The sequence below is a fragment of the Haloferax sulfurifontis ATCC BAA-897 genome (assembly GCF_000337835.1).
In the GTDB taxonomy this organism is placed as follows: Archaea; Halobacteriota; Halobacteria; order Halobacteriales; family Haloferacaceae; genus Haloferax; species Haloferax denitrificans.
The window spans coordinates 74,689-88,775 of record NZ_AOLM01000016.1; the positions used below are offsets into that span (position 1 = coordinate 74,689).

At 67.4% G+C, this 14,087-nt stretch carries 11 protein-coding genes; 6 read left to right on the plus strand and 5 right to left on the minus strand.

What is annotated here, in order from left to right; all coding sequences use genetic code 11:
• Positions 1 to 130: 130 nt before the first annotated feature.
• Positions 131 to 1,162 carry an ornithine cyclodeaminase family protein gene (locus C441_RS08360; RefSeq protein ID WP_007274712.1) on the minus strand — a complete coding sequence of 344 codons (1,032 nt, stop codon included), beginning with the start codon at positions 1,160 to 1,162 and terminating at the stop codon, positions 131 to 133.
• Between the two features lie 91 nt (positions 1,163 to 1,253).
• On the opposite strand from C441_RS08360, the gene C441_RS08365 reads away from it, so the two are divergent.
• Positions 1,254 to 2,462 carry an NAD(P)/FAD-dependent oxidoreductase gene (locus tag C441_RS08365; protein ID WP_007274713.1) on the plus strand — a complete coding sequence of 403 codons (1,209 nt, stop codon included), beginning with the start codon at positions 1,254 to 1,256 and terminating at the stop codon, positions 2,460 to 2,462.
• 27 nt (positions 2,463 to 2,489) lie between these two features.
• On the opposite strand, the gene C441_RS08370 is transcribed toward C441_RS08365, so the two are convergent.
• A complete protein-coding gene (locus C441_RS08370; protein WP_004968674.1) occupies positions 2,490 to 2,780 on the minus strand; it encodes a hypothetical protein in 291 nt (96 codons plus the stop codon).
• 319 nt (positions 2,781 to 3,099) lie between these two features.
• On the opposite strand from C441_RS08370, the gene pheS reads away from it, so the two are divergent.
• The 4 genes from pheS (at position 3,100) to C441_RS08390 (ending at position 10,454) form a co-directional block, all read left to right on the plus strand.
• Complete coding sequence (gene pheS, locus C441_RS08375; RefSeq protein WP_007274714.1) at positions 3,100 to 4,599, plus strand: phenylalanine--tRNA ligase subunit alpha; 1,500 nt, start codon at positions 3,100 to 3,102, stop codon at positions 4,597 to 4,599.
• Positions 4,599 to 6,311 carry a phenylalanine--tRNA ligase subunit beta gene (gene pheT / locus C441_RS08380; RefSeq protein WP_007274715.1) on the plus strand — a complete coding sequence of 571 codons (1,713 nt, stop codon included), beginning with the start codon at positions 4,599 to 4,601 and terminating at the stop codon, positions 6,309 to 6,311. The genes pheS and pheT overlap by 1 nt, the downstream gene beginning before the upstream one ends.
• A 234-nt stretch (positions 6,312 to 6,545) precedes the next feature.
• Positions 6,546 to 7,751 (plus strand): trans-sulfuration enzyme family protein, encoded by a 1,206-nt coding sequence (locus tag C441_RS08385; protein WP_049920509.1) that lies wholly within the window; start codon positions 6,546 to 6,548, stop codon positions 7,749 to 7,751.
• Between the two features lie 90 nt (positions 7,752 to 7,841).
• Positions 7,842 to 10,454, plus strand: coding sequence for a valine--tRNA ligase (locus C441_RS08390; protein ID WP_007274717.1), 2,613 nt, complete (start codon positions 7,842 to 7,844; stop codon positions 10,452 to 10,454).
• Between the two features lie 63 nt (positions 10,455 to 10,517).
• Here C441_RS08390 and C441_RS08395 read toward each other — a convergent pair whose 3' ends face one another.
• The 3 genes from C441_RS08395 to C441_RS08405 form a co-directional block, all read right to left on the minus strand.
• Positions 10,518 to 11,834, minus strand: a complete 1,317-nt coding sequence (locus tag C441_RS08395; RefSeq protein WP_275040266.1) for a DUF6498-containing protein — start codon at positions 11,832 to 11,834, stop codon at positions 10,518 to 10,520.
• Positions 11,835 to 11,933: 99 nt separating this feature from the next.
• Complete coding sequence (locus C441_RS08400) at positions 11,934 to 12,989, minus strand: quinone-dependent dihydroorotate dehydrogenase (RefSeq protein ID WP_007274719.1); 1,056 nt, start codon at positions 12,987 to 12,989, stop codon at positions 11,934 to 11,936.
• Positions 12,990 to 13,049: 60 nt separating this feature from the next.
• Positions 13,050 to 13,247, minus strand: coding sequence for a hypothetical protein (locus C441_RS08405; RefSeq protein ID WP_004044784.1), 198 nt, complete (start codon positions 13,245 to 13,247; stop codon positions 13,050 to 13,052).
• Between the two features lie 238 nt (positions 13,248 to 13,485).
• On the opposite strand from C441_RS08405, the gene C441_RS08410 reads away from it, so the two are divergent.
• Complete coding sequence (locus C441_RS08410) at positions 13,486 to 13,800, plus strand: non-histone chromosomal MC1 family protein (RefSeq protein ID WP_004968662.1); 315 nt, start codon at positions 13,486 to 13,488, stop codon at positions 13,798 to 13,800.
• Positions 13,801 to 14,087 lie beyond the last annotated feature (287 nt).

A 14,087-nucleotide genomic window follows, 5' to 3' on the forward strand; every position in this document is an offset into this window, starting at 1 on the left:
GGGAGTTCGTGGCGGTTGAAAGCCGACACGGCGTTGCCGCCGAACATTAGTGAGGCGGGAGTTCGTGGCGGTTGAAAGCCGACGCGGCGTTGCCGCCGAACACTAACGAGGCGGAGACACTAACGACCGCTCACAACCCCACTTCTTCTCCGACGCTTCGCGCGATCGACTTCTCGTAGAGGTACTCGGCGGTCGCGGCGTCGAGCACCGCCGAACCGACGCTCTCGACGACCAGAATCTCGTCGGCGTCGTCGCGGCCGGCGTCGCCCTCGAAGACGGCCGAGAGCGGAATCAGGTCGGACTCGTCGAGGTCGGCCCCGCGCACGTCGCCAATCTCGGCAACCTCCTCGGGCACGTCGGCGAACACCCGCGCGGCCCGCTCGAACGTCTCGGCGTCGAGTTCCCGCGTCTCGGGCGTGTAGGCACCGACGGCGACGACGAGCGTTCCGGGGGCGAGCCACGAGCCGTCGAACACCGGCGTCTCGCTGGTCGTCGCGGTGACGACGACGTTCGCGCCGTCGACGGCCGCCTCGGGGGAGTCGACGGCCTCGGCGGGGAGACCGTCCTCGCGGAGGTCGGCGGCGCACGCCTCGCGGGACTCGCTGGGGGAGTAGACCGCGACCGACTCGACCGCGGAGCCGACGGCGATAGCGCGGCTCTGCCAGCGGGCCTGCGCGCCCGCGCCGAGGACGCCGAGCCGAATCGGGTCGCCCGCGAGGTACTCCGCGGCGAGGCCGCCGATACAGCCCGTCCGGGCGCTGGTGACCGTGGTCCCGTCGAGGAGCGCGAGTGGGAGGCCGGTCGTCGCGTCGGTGAGGGCGACCTGCGCGTTCACCGTCGGGAGGCCGCGGGCGGCGTTCCCCGGGTGGACGGCGGCGAGCTTCGTCGCGTACACCTCGCGGCCGTGGATGTACGCCGGCATGGTGAGACCGGTGCCGAGCGGGCCGTCCCGCTCTGTCGGTTCCTCTCCCGAGCCTGCGACTCCCTCGCCGCCGGTCCCGTCCCGAACCCTGTCGATGTCGATGCCGACCGGAAAGTGCGGCCGCGGGGGGCGTTCGACCTCGCCGCGGCCCTGCTTGACGAACGCCTCCTCGACGACCGGAAACAGCTCCGCGAGCGAGAGTAACTCGCCGACGGCGTCGGCGGAGAGAATACGGACCATACCCTGACTACTCTCCGCGGCCGCGTGAAAATATTGTTCCTCGACAGTATGTGACAGACACACTCATGTCGGTGGCGAATCAGACGAGACCATGCACGTCCTCATCGTCGGCGGCGGGGTCGTCGGACTCGCCTGCGCCCACGCGCTGGCCGGCCGCGGGGCCGAGGTCACCGTCTGCGAGGCGGGGACGCTCGGCGGCGGCAGTACGGGTCGCGCGGCGGGCGGCATCCGAACGCAGTTCTCGACGCGCGTGAACGTCGAACTCTCGCTCGCCAGCGTCCCCGTCTGGGAGTCGTTCGCGGACGACTTCGGCGTCGATATCGACTACCGGCGCTCCGGCTACCTCTTTCTCGCCCGGACCGAGGAGACCGCCGCGGCGTTCCGGGAGAACGTCGCCATGCAGACCGAGGCCGGTGCGCCGAGTCGCGTCCTCTCGCCCGCGGAGGCCGCCGAGTACCTGCCGGAACTCCGAACCGAGTCGTTCGTCGCGGCGACCTTCTCGGCCGCGGACGGCGTCGCCGACCCGCATTCCGCGGTACAAGGCTACGCGGACGCGGCCCGCGCCGCCGGCGTCGATATCCGGACGAAGACGCCGGTGACCGACCTCGCTCGCGTCGGCGACGGCGGCTCCGACGGCGGTTTCGACGACGGTTCGGCCGATGCGGTGGCCGCTCGCGACGCCAGCGGCTGGCGCGCCGAGACGCCGGACGGCTCCATCGACGCCGACGCCGTGGTCGTCGCGGCGGGCGCGTGGTCCGGCCGGGTCGCTTCGCTCGCCGGCGTCGACCTCCCGCTTGCGCCGCGCCGCCGGCAGATAGCCGTCGTGGAACCCGAGGGGGAACTCCCCGCGGACGCCCCGCTCACCATCGACCTCGACACGGGGGCGTACTTCCGCCCGGAGCGGGAGGGGACCGCCGTTGTCGGCGGGCACTTCTCGGAATCGGACCCCGACGTGGACCCCGACCGGTTCGACGAGTCGATGGACGTCGAGTGGGCGGTCGAGGCGACCGAGCGGGCCGACGACGCCGCGGCCTACTTCGGGCCGGAGACGCGGATTCGAAGCGGCTGGGCCGGGCTGTACGCCGTGACGCCCGACCACCACGCGATTCTGGACGCGGTCGAACCGGGTCTCGTCGTCGCCGCGGGCTTTTCGGGCCACGGCTTCCAGCACGCGCCCGCGACCGGCGAGGCCGTCGCCGACCTGTGTCTCGGCGAGGACGCCTGCGAGGTGGACGTGTCGGCGCTGTCGCTCGACCGGTTCGAATCGGGCGAGACGCTCCGCGAGCGGAACGTGGCCTGAGAGGGACCGAGAGAAGCCGACGCCGCGTTACGCGCTCATATCGACCACGGCGCGGAGTTCGCCGAGTTCGCGGACGGGGTCGGCGACGTCGCGCGACGCGAGGACGCGAAAGCCGGTGTCGCCCGCACGCTCGCCCTCGCCTCTGTCTTCGACGACGCGGTAGGTCAGTTCGCCGTCGTCGAACTCGTAGGGCGGCGCGGCCCGGACGAGGACGGCCTCGACGTCGTCTCTGTCGTCCGGGCGGTGCGGGGGTTTGACGATGAGCGACGCCTCGTGGCCGAGGCGAATCGCCGAGAGAGTCGCGTCTAGGTCTCGCATTCGTCTTCGCCGTCTCTCGGTCGGCCGGTACCAAGAACGTATCTGCGCTCGGAGTGACTCGGCGTGGACGCGCAACGCTTTTACTCGGCACTCACAATCGGTCGCATATGGCATCCGAACCCGAACGCGGGGCGCGAGCGAGCGAACCGACCACCGACGGGTTCGGATTTTTCTTTCTGACCGCCTGAGGTCGGCGGACTCCGGCCGGGCGTCACCGCGCCCGCCGGACGAAACCGACCCCGCCGGTCAGCCCCGCCAGCGCGGCGAGGCTTCGAAACTGCTAACCGACCACCAGACGGCTAACGCCACAACGAACCAGATGCGACTTCCGGAATCACAGGTCGCGGTGTTGAACGCCGCGAGCGCCACGGACGAACGAACGATTGCACAGCTCGCGGAGGCGACGGACCAGAAGCCCGAGACGGTCACGGGCGCGGTCTTCGACCTCCGCGACGAGGGACTCGTCTCGGTCGCCGAGACCACCGAGGAGTCCGTCGAACTGACAGACGAGGGCGTCGAGTACGCCGACGAGGGCCTCCCCGAGGTCCGTCTCTACCGCGCCGCGCTCGACGCGGGCGACGGCGACGCGGTCCCGATGGGACAGGTCATCGGCGCGTCCTCCCTCGGCGGCCCACAGGTCGATATCGCGCTGTCGAACTTCGCGCGCAAGGGCTACGGACACATCGACTCGGGCGAACTCGCCCCCGACGCGGACGCCGACCCCGACGCCGACGAGGAGGCCGCCGCGCTCGCGGCCCTCGACGCGGGCGAGTCCGTCGACGGCGACGTGCTCGACCAGCTCGAATCGCGGAACCTCGTGGTCCGCCACGAGCGCACCATCCGCGCGGTCACCCTCACCGACGAGGGCGTCACGGCGCTGATGGAGGGCGTCGAGGCGGCCGAGACGGTCGACCGCCTCACCCCCGAGATGCTCACCTCCGGCGAGTGGGAGGACGTGGAGTTCACCGAGTACAACGTCGAGGCCGACGCGCCCGAGGCCCGCGGCGGCAAGAAGCACATCCTCCGGCAGACCGCCGACCGCGTGAAGGACGTGCTCACCGGCATGGGCTTCGCCGAGATGGAAGGCCCGCACGCCGACGCGGACTTCTGGATTAACGACTGTCTGTTCATGCCGCAGGACCACCCGGCGCGCACCCACTGGGACCGCTTCGCCCTCGACGTGCCGCCGATGGAGGACATCCCCGAGGACCTCATCGACAACGTCCGCGACGCCCACCTCAACGGCGTCGGCGAGGACGGCGACGGCTACCACTCGCCGTGGTCCGAGGACTTCGCGCGGGCCATCGCGCTCCGGGGCCACACCACGTCGCTGTCGATGCGCTATCTCTCCGGTCACGAGGTCGGCGAGTTAGAGCCGCCGCAACGGTACTTCTCGGTCGAAAAGGTGTACCGCAACGACACGCTCGACCCGACGCATCTCTTGGAGTTCTACCAGATCGAGGGCTGGGTGATGGCCGAGGACCTCTCGGTGCGCGACCTGATGGGCACCTTCGAGGAGTTCTACTCTCACTTCGGCATCACGGACATCCAGTTCAAGCCGCACTACAACCCCTACACTGAGCCGTCGTTCGAGCTGTTCGGCCGACACCCCGAGACGGGCGAACTCATCGAGATAGGGAATTCGGGGATGTTCCGCGAGGAGGTGCTCCGCCCCCTCGGCGTCGAGTGCGACGTGATGGCGTGGGGCCTCGCCTTAGAGCGCCTGCTGATGCTCATGTACGGCTTCGACGACATCCGCGACGTGCACGGAACGCTGTGTGACCTCGACCTGCTCCGCGAGACGGAGGTGCTCAAGTAATGCCCGTAGTCGACGTTCAACCCGACGAACTGCGCCGCCTGACCGGCCACGAAGACAAGTCCGACGAGGAGTTCAAAGACGACCTGTTCGCGCTCGGACTGGAGTTCGAGGGCGTCACCGACGACGGGGCGTTCCAACTCGAATTCGGCCCCGACCGCCTCGACCGCCTGTCGGTCGAGGGCGTCGCCCGCTCGCTTCGCTACCAGTACGGCGACGCCCGCGGCGTCGCTGTGCCGAACACGAACGACCCCGACTGGACCTTCGTCGTCGACGACGACGTGCCAGACGAGCGCCCCTACGTCACGGGTGCGGTCGTCCGCGGGGTCGACTTGGACGACGCCGCGCTCGACTCGCTCATCCAGTTGCAGGAGAAGCTCCACGCGACGATGGGCCGAAAGCGCGCCAAGGGGGCCATCGGTATCCACGACCTGACGATGCTGAAAGGCGACGTGCTCTCGGAGAACGCCTCCGGCAACTCCATCACGTACACGGGTATCGAGCCCGACGGCGACACCTTCGTCGCGCTCGACTCCAACGACGAACTCACGCCCGCCGAGGTGCTCGAACAGCACGCGACGGGCCGGAAGTACGCCGACCTCGTGAGCGAGTACGACCGCTACCCGGCCATCTACGACGAAATCGGCCTGTTCTCGTTCCCGCCGGTCATCAACGGCCGCCGGACCGAGGTCTCGACGGACTCCCGCGACCTGCTCGTCGAACTCACCGGCACCGACCAGTGGACCATCGACCGGATGTGCAACATCATCTGCTACGCGCTGGCCGCCCGCGGGGCGACCATCGAGGAGGTCGAGGTCCAGTACGAGACGGGCACCGTCACGAAGCCCGACTTCGAAGTCGAGACGAAACACGTCTCTCACGACCGCATCGAGACGGTCCTCGGCGTCGAGTTGGAGCTGGACGAGGTCATCGACCTGTTCGAGCGCTCCGGCCTCGACGCGAACGCCGAACTCGGCGAGGAGACCGTCTACGAGGTCTCGATTCCGCCGTACCGCGTGGACGTGCTCCACCCGCTCGACCTCGTCGACGACGTGGGCCGCGCCTACGGCTTCAACGAACTCGAACCGCGGTACCCCGACGTGGGGACGGTCGGCCAGCGCCACGAGCGCTCCCGACTCGAAGACGCCGTCCGCACCTCGCTGGTCGGCCTCGGCTTCGAGGACCTGCTTAACTTCCACATGATTTCGGAGGGGGAGAACTACGAGCGCATGGGTGTCGAGGTCGGCTCCGGGTATCTCGGCGGCGGCGAACCCGCCTCCATCACCGAACCGTACAGCGAGGACTACACCATGCTCCGGACGTGGGTGCTTCCCTCGCTGACGATGGTGCTGGAGAACAACACCCACCGGGCGTACCCGCAGGACCTCGCGGAAATCGGCCACGTGGCCCACCGCGACGACGACGAGAACACCCGCGTCGCCGAGGCCCGCCACGTCGCGGCCGTCCTCGCGCGCCACGACGCGACCTACGAGGACGCGAAGGCCCGACTCGCGGCGCTCTGCCGCGACTTCGACGCGGAACTGGAGACGCCCGCGACCGACCACCCGTCGTTCATCGACGGCCGCACCGCCGCGGTCGTCATCGACGGCGAGGAAGTCGGCGTCGTCGGCGAACTCCACCCGAAGGTCATCGTCGACCACGACCTCGAACTGCCGGTCGCGGCGTTCGAGTTCGACCTGTCGGCGCTGGCGTAGGAGTTTCGGCGGTCGTTTTTGGTCCAGATTTTTGCGTGACGAGCGGAGCGAGTCGCGGAAAACGGTGGGGCCCCAGACCTGTCGGCTTTGGTACAGGTGCTCGGGGATATTTCTGATGGTCTACGAACCGAAATCGGATAACTTGAGGTAATTTAACGACGCAAGTAATTCTTTTCGTGCATTTGGTCAGAACGCGATAGAAACCTTTAGGACGCGAGTCGCCGGATTTATCGTATGAATGATTATGATGTACGCCGCGAGACGCTGGCGGTGACCCACGGCGAGCGCGGGCAGGCCCCGGCTCCGGGCGTCGAGGACGTCGTCGTTCCGGTCCATCTCTCGTCGACCTACGCGGTGCCGAGCATCGACCCCGACGCGGACTTGGAGACGCTCGACCCCGACGCGGGCGAGTACCTCTACTCGCGGCTGTCGAACCCGACGCGGAACGCGCTGGAACACCGGCTCGCGGCGCTCGAAGGCGCTGAGCACGCGCTGGCGTTCGTCTCCGGCACGGCGGCCATCGCCGCGACGATGACCGCGGTGGTCCGGCCGGGCGACCACATCGTCGCGTTCGAGGACCTCTACGGCGGGACGAAGACGATGCTCAACCGGCTGTTCGCCGACCGGCTGAACGTGGACGTGTCGTTCGTGGACGCCACCGACCCCGAAAACGTCGCGGCCGCGATGCGCGAGGAGACCGCGCTCGTCTGGATGGAGACGCCGACGAACCCGCTCATGCACCTCTGCGACATCGAGGCCATCGCGGCCATCGCCGACGAGGGCGACGCGGTCTTCGGCGTGGACAACACCTTCCTCAGCCCGCAGTTCCAGAACCCGCTTTCGCTCGGGGCCGACGTGGTCGTCCACAGCACCACGAAGTATCTCAACGGCCACTCCGACTCCATCGGCGGCGCGGTCGTCACCGACCGCGAGGACGTACTGGAGGAGATTACCTTCCTCCAGCGCGTCGGGATGGGGTCGATGCTCTCGCCGTTCGACTCCTATCTGACGCTTCGGGGCATCAAGACGCTCCCGCTACGGATGCGCCAGCACGAGGCCAACGCGATGGAAATCGCCGAGTTCCTCGACTCCCACGAGGCCGTGACGCGGGTGCTGTATCCGGGGTTGGAGTCCCATCCGCAACACGACCTCGCGGCCCGTCAGCAGTCGGGTTTCGGCGGCGTGCTGTCGTTCGAACTCGACACCGACCTCGACGGAACCGCCGAGTTCCTCGGCGAACTCCGGGAGTTCCCGCTGGCGGTCAGCCTCGGCGGCGTCGAGAGCCTCATCGAGCACCCGGCGACGATGACCCACTCGCCGCTCTCGCAGACCGAACGCGACGCGCTCGGCATCTCGGACTCGCTGTTGCGGCTGTCGGTGGGCGTCGAGCACGTCGACGACCTGCGCTCTGACCTCGCGTCGGCGCTTTCTGTGCTGTAGGTAGTCACGGCTCGCGCGGCCGAATTCCGTCCCCTCGGGCACTTAACCGAGGCGTTTAACAGTCCGCCCGGCTGTAGGTACGCCAACGCAATGCCGAGCGGAGAATACGATCCGGAAACCGTCGAGGCGAAGTGGCAAGAGAGGTGGGTCGACGAAGACCTGTACGCGTACCCGGAGCGTGCGGTAGACCCCGACACCGTCTTCTCTATCGACTCACCGCCGCCGACGGTGTCCGGGAGCCTCCACTGGGGCCACGTCTACGGCTTCACCCTCCAGGACTTCGTCGCTCGGTTCAACCGGATGCGCGGCGACGAGGTGTACTTCCCGTTCGGCTACGACGACAACGGCATCGCGTCGGAGCTCCTGACCGAGGACGAACTCGGAATCAAACACCAGGACTACGAGCGACGCGAGTTCCAGAAGCTCTGCCGCGAGGTCACCGCGGAGTACGAAGGGGAGTTCACGGAGAAGATGCAGAACCTCGGCATCTCCATCGACTGGGACCAGACGTACCAGACGATTTCGCCCGAGGTCCAGCGCGTCTCCCAGCTCTCTTTCGTCGACCTCTACGACAAGGGTCGGCAGTACCGCCAGCGCGCCCCCGCCATCTGGTGTCCCGAGTGCGAGACCGCAATCTCGCAGGTCGAGACCGAAGACGACGAGCAGGGCTCGCACTTCCACGACATCGAGTTCGGCGTGGCCGAGTCCGAGGAGTCGTTCGTCATCTCCACGACGCGACCCGAACTGCTCCCCGCCTGCGTCGCCGTCTTCGTCCACCCGGACGACGACGACAACGAGCACCTCGTCGGGCAGGAAGCGGAGGTTCCGCTGTTCGGACAGCGGGTTCCCATCCTCGAAGACGAGCGCGTCGACCTGGAGACCGGCACGGGTCTCGTCATGTGCTGTACCTTCGGCGACCAGACCGACATCGAGTGGTATCAGGCCCACGACCTGCCGCTCCGCGTCGCCATCGACGAGTCCGGCACGATGACCGAGGAGGCAGACGAGTACGCCGGTCTCTCCGCCGACGAGGCGCGGGAGGCCATCGTCTCCGACCTCGACGACGCCGGGGCGCTCCTCGACAAACGCGCCATCACGCACACGGTCAACGTCCACGAGCGGTGCGGCACGAGCGTCGAGTTCCTCGTCAAAGACCAGTGGTACATCAAACTGCTCGACAAGCGCGAGGAGTACCTCGAAGCCGGCGAGCAGATGGACTGGTACCCCGAGAAGATGTTCACGCGGTACAAAAACTGGATAGAAGGCCTCCAGTGGGACTGGGCCATCTCCCGACAGCGCTCGTCGGGGATTCCGTTCCCCGTCTGGTACTGCGAGGACTGCGAGCACGTCGTCGTCGCCGACCGCGAGGACCTGCCGGTCGACCCGCTCTCTGACGACCCGCCGGTCGAGTCCTGTCCCGAGTGCGGCCACGACGAGTTCGCCGCCGAGGACGACGTGTTCGACACGTGGGCGACCTCGTCGCTCACGCCCCTCATCAACGGCGGCTGGGACTGGAACCCCGAGACGGAGGCGATGGAACTCGAACGGCCCGAACTCTACCCGTTCGACATGCGCCCGCAGGGCCACGACATCATCTCCTTTTGGCTGTTCCACACGGTCGTCAAGTGCTACGAGCACACCGGCGAGGTCCCGTTCGACAGCGTCATGATAAACGGGATGGTCCTCGACGAGAACCGCGAGAAGATGTCGAAGTCCGTCGGCAACGTCGTCTCCCCCGACGAGGTCTTAGAGAAGTTCCCGGTCGACGCCGCCCGCTACTGGGCCGCCGGGAGCGCCGTCGGCGACGACCTGCCGTATCAGGAAAAGGGCCTCGTCGCGGGCGAAAAGCTCATGCGGAAGCTCTGGAACGCCTCGAAGCTCGTCGAGAGCCTCACCGAGGACGCGCCCGCCGAGTTCGACCACGACGACCTGAAGGCCATCGACCGCTGGCTTCTGGCGTCGCTCGACCGCGAACTCGGGTTCGTCACGGAGAAACTGGAGAACCGCGAGTTCTCGAAGGCGCGCGACCGCCTGCGGAGTTTCTTCTGGCACACGTTCTGCGACGACTACCTCGAAATCGCCAAACAGCGCGTCCGCGAGGGCGACGACCCCTCGGCGGCCTACACGCTCCAGACCGCCCACAAGCGGTTCCTGACCTGCTTCGCGCCCATCCTCGCGCACGTCACGGAGGAGCTGTGGCGCGACATGTACGACGAGGCGAGCGTCCACGACCAGCCGTGGCCCGAACCGCTCGGCCTCGACGCCGACGTCGCGGCCGGCGAGACGGCGATGGCCGTCGTCGGCGCGCTCCGCAAGTACAAAAGCGACAACCAGCTCTCGATGAACGCCTCCGTCGACCTCGTCGAAGTGTACGGCGACATCCACGGCTTCGAAGAAGACGTGAGCGGCGTCATGCACATCGAGGAGCTCGAACTGCTCGACGAGGAGCCCGAAATCGAGTCGGTCGTCACCGGCGTCGACCTCGAGTACTCGCTCGTCGGCCCCGAGTACGGCGCGCAGGTCCCGGACATCGAGGCCGCCCTCGAAGACGACGACTACGAGGTCGAAGACGGCGTGATGCACGTCGCGGGCGTCGAACTCGCCCCCGAGATGTTCACCATCGAGGAGTCCCGCGAGTACGTCGGCGACGGCGACATGCTCGAAGCCGGCGACGCTATCGTCATCGTCCAGCACGCCGACTGAGGCGGTTCGGTCGGTTTCGGTTTCGTTTTTCTTTCGGCAGTCGGTCGCTCAGCTGACCGCTCGTCAGTCGCCGTTGCCGGACGCCGCTGGTTCGGGCGCGGCTTCGGTCGCAGTCTCCGTTTCGGCCCCTGTCTCGCGCTTGAAGGCGTCCAGCACCGCCGCCGCGTCTTCGACGTGGGGAATCGTCATCGGATGGTTCGCGTTCGCATCGTCGGTGCGAGCCTCCTCGGGGTCGGGGACGGTGAGTCCCACGTCGGGACTCGTGTCCACGCCGGTCTCGAACCGCACCGTCTCCGTGCCGAACAGACGGTCGACGGCGTCTGCGGACACGCTGACGTCGGTGACCGCGTCGCGTTCGAGGCGGGCTTGGGGTTCGTCCAACAGCGCGTCGTGGGCGACGAGCACGTCGCCGTAGCTCCGGAACTCGACGGGACCGGAGGCGAGATAGCGGGAGACTCCCCGGAGGGTACCGAACGCGGCGGCGATGCCGAGCGGCGCGAGCGCGAACGCCCACGCGCCGAAGAAGACGAGCGCGGCGGCGACGCCGTAGCACCACAGCACGCCGCTGGTGACCGTGTACCGGAGGCTCTGGGAGACCGCGTCGGTGAGAGCGACCGCGCGGGCGGGCGTGGTTCGATAGGTCGGCGCTCTTTTCGGCTCCTCGACCGGAACCGGTTCTATCTCGGTCTCCTCGCTCCCGTAGAGGCGGTAGAAGACGCCACGCTTTTCGCTCCGTTCGAGTTGGAGCGCGCGGAGGTCGTAGAGGAACTTCAGGCCGACGAGGATCACGAGGAACACGTCGTTTTCGAGTTCGACCGCGAACGGTCCGACGACGAACATCAGCAGTCCGGCGGCGAACAGGAGTTTGAACGGGGGAAGCAACACCGACCGCGCGGAGTGGTCGCGGTAGCCCCCCGCCGCGAAGTAGCCGGTGACCGTTTCGACGCCCCGCCCGACGAACACGCTCGCGCCACCGAGGAGAATCTGTCCGGCGACCTCGTCGGTGACGACCGGGTCGGTCAAGCCGAAGACGACGAAGGCGATGGCGAGTTCGAGCGGGACGAGCAAGAACGCCGCGATGAGGAGCGTCGGGACGTTCCGCGGGTAGCACTCCGGGAGGGGTCCGGGAAGCGAGACGCCGCCTCGTTTGGCCTGTAACGGGCCGAACAGCCGGTCCCCGTCGCCGATGCCGTTGTTGGGGCGTTTGGCGGCGAAGGGTATCTTCACCAGCGTCCACCACAGCACGGCGGCGACTTCGGCGACGAACACGCCGAAAAGGACGCTCGGGGACCAACCGAGGAACAGGACGCCGACCGGCGCGACGGCGTTCGAGGCGAGGACCGCCAGCACGCCGGAGTCACGAGTGGAGGGCGGGCGCACGTCTTGTCAAGCGACTGGCTCGAAAATTAGTCTTCGGTTCGACACCGATGCGCGGGCGGTCGGTTCTCACCTCGCGGTGAGCGGTCGTCGCGGACGACGCTACAGCCCCGACCCGACGGCGTCGGTCACATCGTCGAAGCCGTCGCGGTCGAGCAGGTCGAGGAGGCCGCGGTTGATGTCGCGGGCGATGGACGGCCCCTCGTACACCATGCCCGTGTAGAGTTGGACCATCTCGGCCCCGGCGCGAATCTTCCGGTAGGCGCTTTCGGCGTCCGAGACGCCGCCGACGCCCACGACGGGCACGTCGGTCCGCTCTGCGATGAAGCGAATCATGTTCGTTGCCTCGGCCTCGATGGGCTTGCCGGAGAGGCCGCCGCGCTCGGCCCGGTTCGGGTTCCGCAGGGTGTCGGGCCGCGAGGTGGTCGTGTTGCTGGCGATGACGCCGTCGAGCCCGAGGTCGTCGACGACTTCGAGCGCGTCCTCCACGGCGGGGTCCGGGAGGTCCGGCGAGAGTTTCACGAGAAGCGGGTCGGCACCGGCGTCGACGAGCGTCCCGAGAATCGCTTCGAGGGAGTCGCGGTTCTGCAGGTCGCGGAAGCCCTCGCTGTTGGGACACGAGACGTTGACGACGAAGTAGTCCGCGCCGTCGGCGACGCGCTCGTAGGTGTAGCGGTAGTCCGCTGGGGCCTCCTCGGTGGGCGTCACCTCCGAGAGCGCGAGGTTGACGCCGACCGGGATGTCCGGGTGCGGTCCGGCGGCGAGGCGCTCTCCGACCGCGTCCGCGCCCTCGTTGTTGAGGCCCATGCGGTTGATGAGCGCCTCGTCTTCCGGGAGGCGGAACATGCGCGGCCTCGGGTTTCCGGGCTGGGGCTCCGCGGTGACGCCGCCGACCTCGACGTGACCGAAGCCGAGCGCCGAGAGGACGGTCGGTATCTCGGCGTTCTTGTCGAAGCCCGCCGCGACGCCGACCGGATTCGGGAAGTCGAGGCCGAACGCGCGCGTGGCGAGCTGGGGGTCCTCGACGCGGTAGCGCCGCTCCAAGAGCGGTTCGACGGGCGTGCCGCGAGCGGCCGCGAGCAGTCCGTGGATGGTCCGGTGAGCGGTCTCGGGTGGGAGCGAAAACAGGAGCGGCTTGGCGAGTCGGTAGGGATTCATTGCTGTCTGTCGGGCCTTCCGCTGGGAGTGAGTCGGTTCGAGACGATGCGGGTCACGCGCTTAGAAGTCGTGTTCGACCTGGTCTGGGTCCGCTTTCTGGATGATGATTTTGCCGTCCCGCACGCGGACGAACACCTCGTCACCGATCTCCATCCCGGCGACCGCGAGTTCGTCTTCGTGGAGGTTGACGTGGACGTTGTGGTACTCGCCGTTCTCGTCTTTGGCGCCACTCGGACTGAGCTTCTTTTTCCGGACCATCTGGGGGTCTATCCGTTGGTTCGCCGCAGGGGATACATAAGTGTTGTCTCCGTCTTCCCGTGGAGTGGTGATTTTCGCCGCAACCGGACCGTCTCGCAGGGAAACCCGTCGCTACTCCGGTGAGGGTTGGCGCCCCGACAAATCGGTCGAGTTTATAAGCAACACGGCGTCGTCGGTCGAAATTCGTCGATATATTTATCATGTGCCATGTGGTTCATTGGCATAGAGGTGGAAAATCATGGTACGCGAGGACGGTAAGCGAAACTTCGTGCTCCGAGAGGAGGACGGTACAGAGACGAGTGTGTTTTCGGGCAGTATGCCGAGGCAAGCGGCGCTCAAGGCGGCCCGACGACTCGACCCCGCCGGGTCCGAGGACGAGGCGAAGTCGGACGCAGTCGAGATTCGACTCCGCGAGAAGGGGACCGACAAGGTCCACATCTTCGACGCGTGGGCGTGGAACAGCAGTGCCCCCGAGGACAAGCCCGGCTGGATGGAGGGGAAAATCACCAAGGGGAACGTCTCAAAGAGGGGTATCGAGCACCTCGACGAGTAGCGCGACCGGCGCCATGCGCCATTATTCTCAGCGTGCGTACGCACGCGTAGCGCTACGGGTCGTAGAGCAGTCGATACGCCTTTCAAACAGCGCCACCAGCGTCTGCTTGCGCGACCGACACCCGGTCAGACCGAACGTACGACGCGTGGGATGACCGACCGGCCTCCAGTCGCGCGATACCTGTTCCTCCGAGAGTCATCGTTCACCGCCGACAGTCTGTCATTATCTTATGAGTAATCTCGGCATGAAACCGCATGACGTAGCGCCATCGGTTCGACGGCCTTTTA

Excerpts from the sequence above, each read along its gene's own strand:
- C441_RS08360 (WP_007274712.1), bottom strand. The coding sequence starts at position 1,162 with ATGGTCCGTATTCTCTCCGCCGACGCCGTCGGCGAGTTACTCTCGCTC.
- C441_RS08365 (WP_007274713.1), top strand. The coding sequence starts at position 1,254 with ATGCACGTCCTCATCGTCGGCGGCGGGGTCGTCGGACTCGCCTGCGCC.
- C441_RS08370 (WP_004968674.1), bottom strand. The coding sequence starts at position 2,780 with ATGCGAGACCTAGACGCGACTCTCTCGGCGATTCGCCTCGGCCACGAG.
- pheS (WP_007274714.1), top strand. The coding sequence starts at position 3,100 with ATGCGACTTCCGGAATCACAGGTCGCGGTGTTGAACGCCGCGAGCGCC.
- pheT (WP_007274715.1), top strand. The coding sequence starts at position 4,599 with ATGCCCGTAGTCGACGTTCAACCCGACGAACTGCGCCGCCTGACCGGC.
- C441_RS08385 (WP_049920509.1), top strand. The coding sequence starts at position 6,546 with ATGAATGATTATGATGTACGCCGCGAGACGCTGGCGGTGACCCACGGC.
- C441_RS08390 (WP_007274717.1), top strand. The coding sequence starts at position 7,842 with ATGCCGAGCGGAGAATACGATCCGGAAACCGTCGAGGCGAAGTGGCAA.
- C441_RS08400 (WP_007274719.1), bottom strand. The coding sequence starts at position 12,989 with ATGAATCCCTACCGACTCGCCAAGCCGCTCCTGTTTTCGCTCCCACCC.
- C441_RS08405 (WP_004044784.1), bottom strand. The coding sequence starts at position 13,247 with ATGGTCCGGAAAAAGAAGCTCAGTCCGAGTGGCGCCAAAGACGAGAAC.
- C441_RS08410 (WP_004968662.1), top strand. The coding sequence starts at position 13,486 with ATGGTACGCGAGGACGGTAAGCGAAACTTCGTGCTCCGAGAGGAGGAC.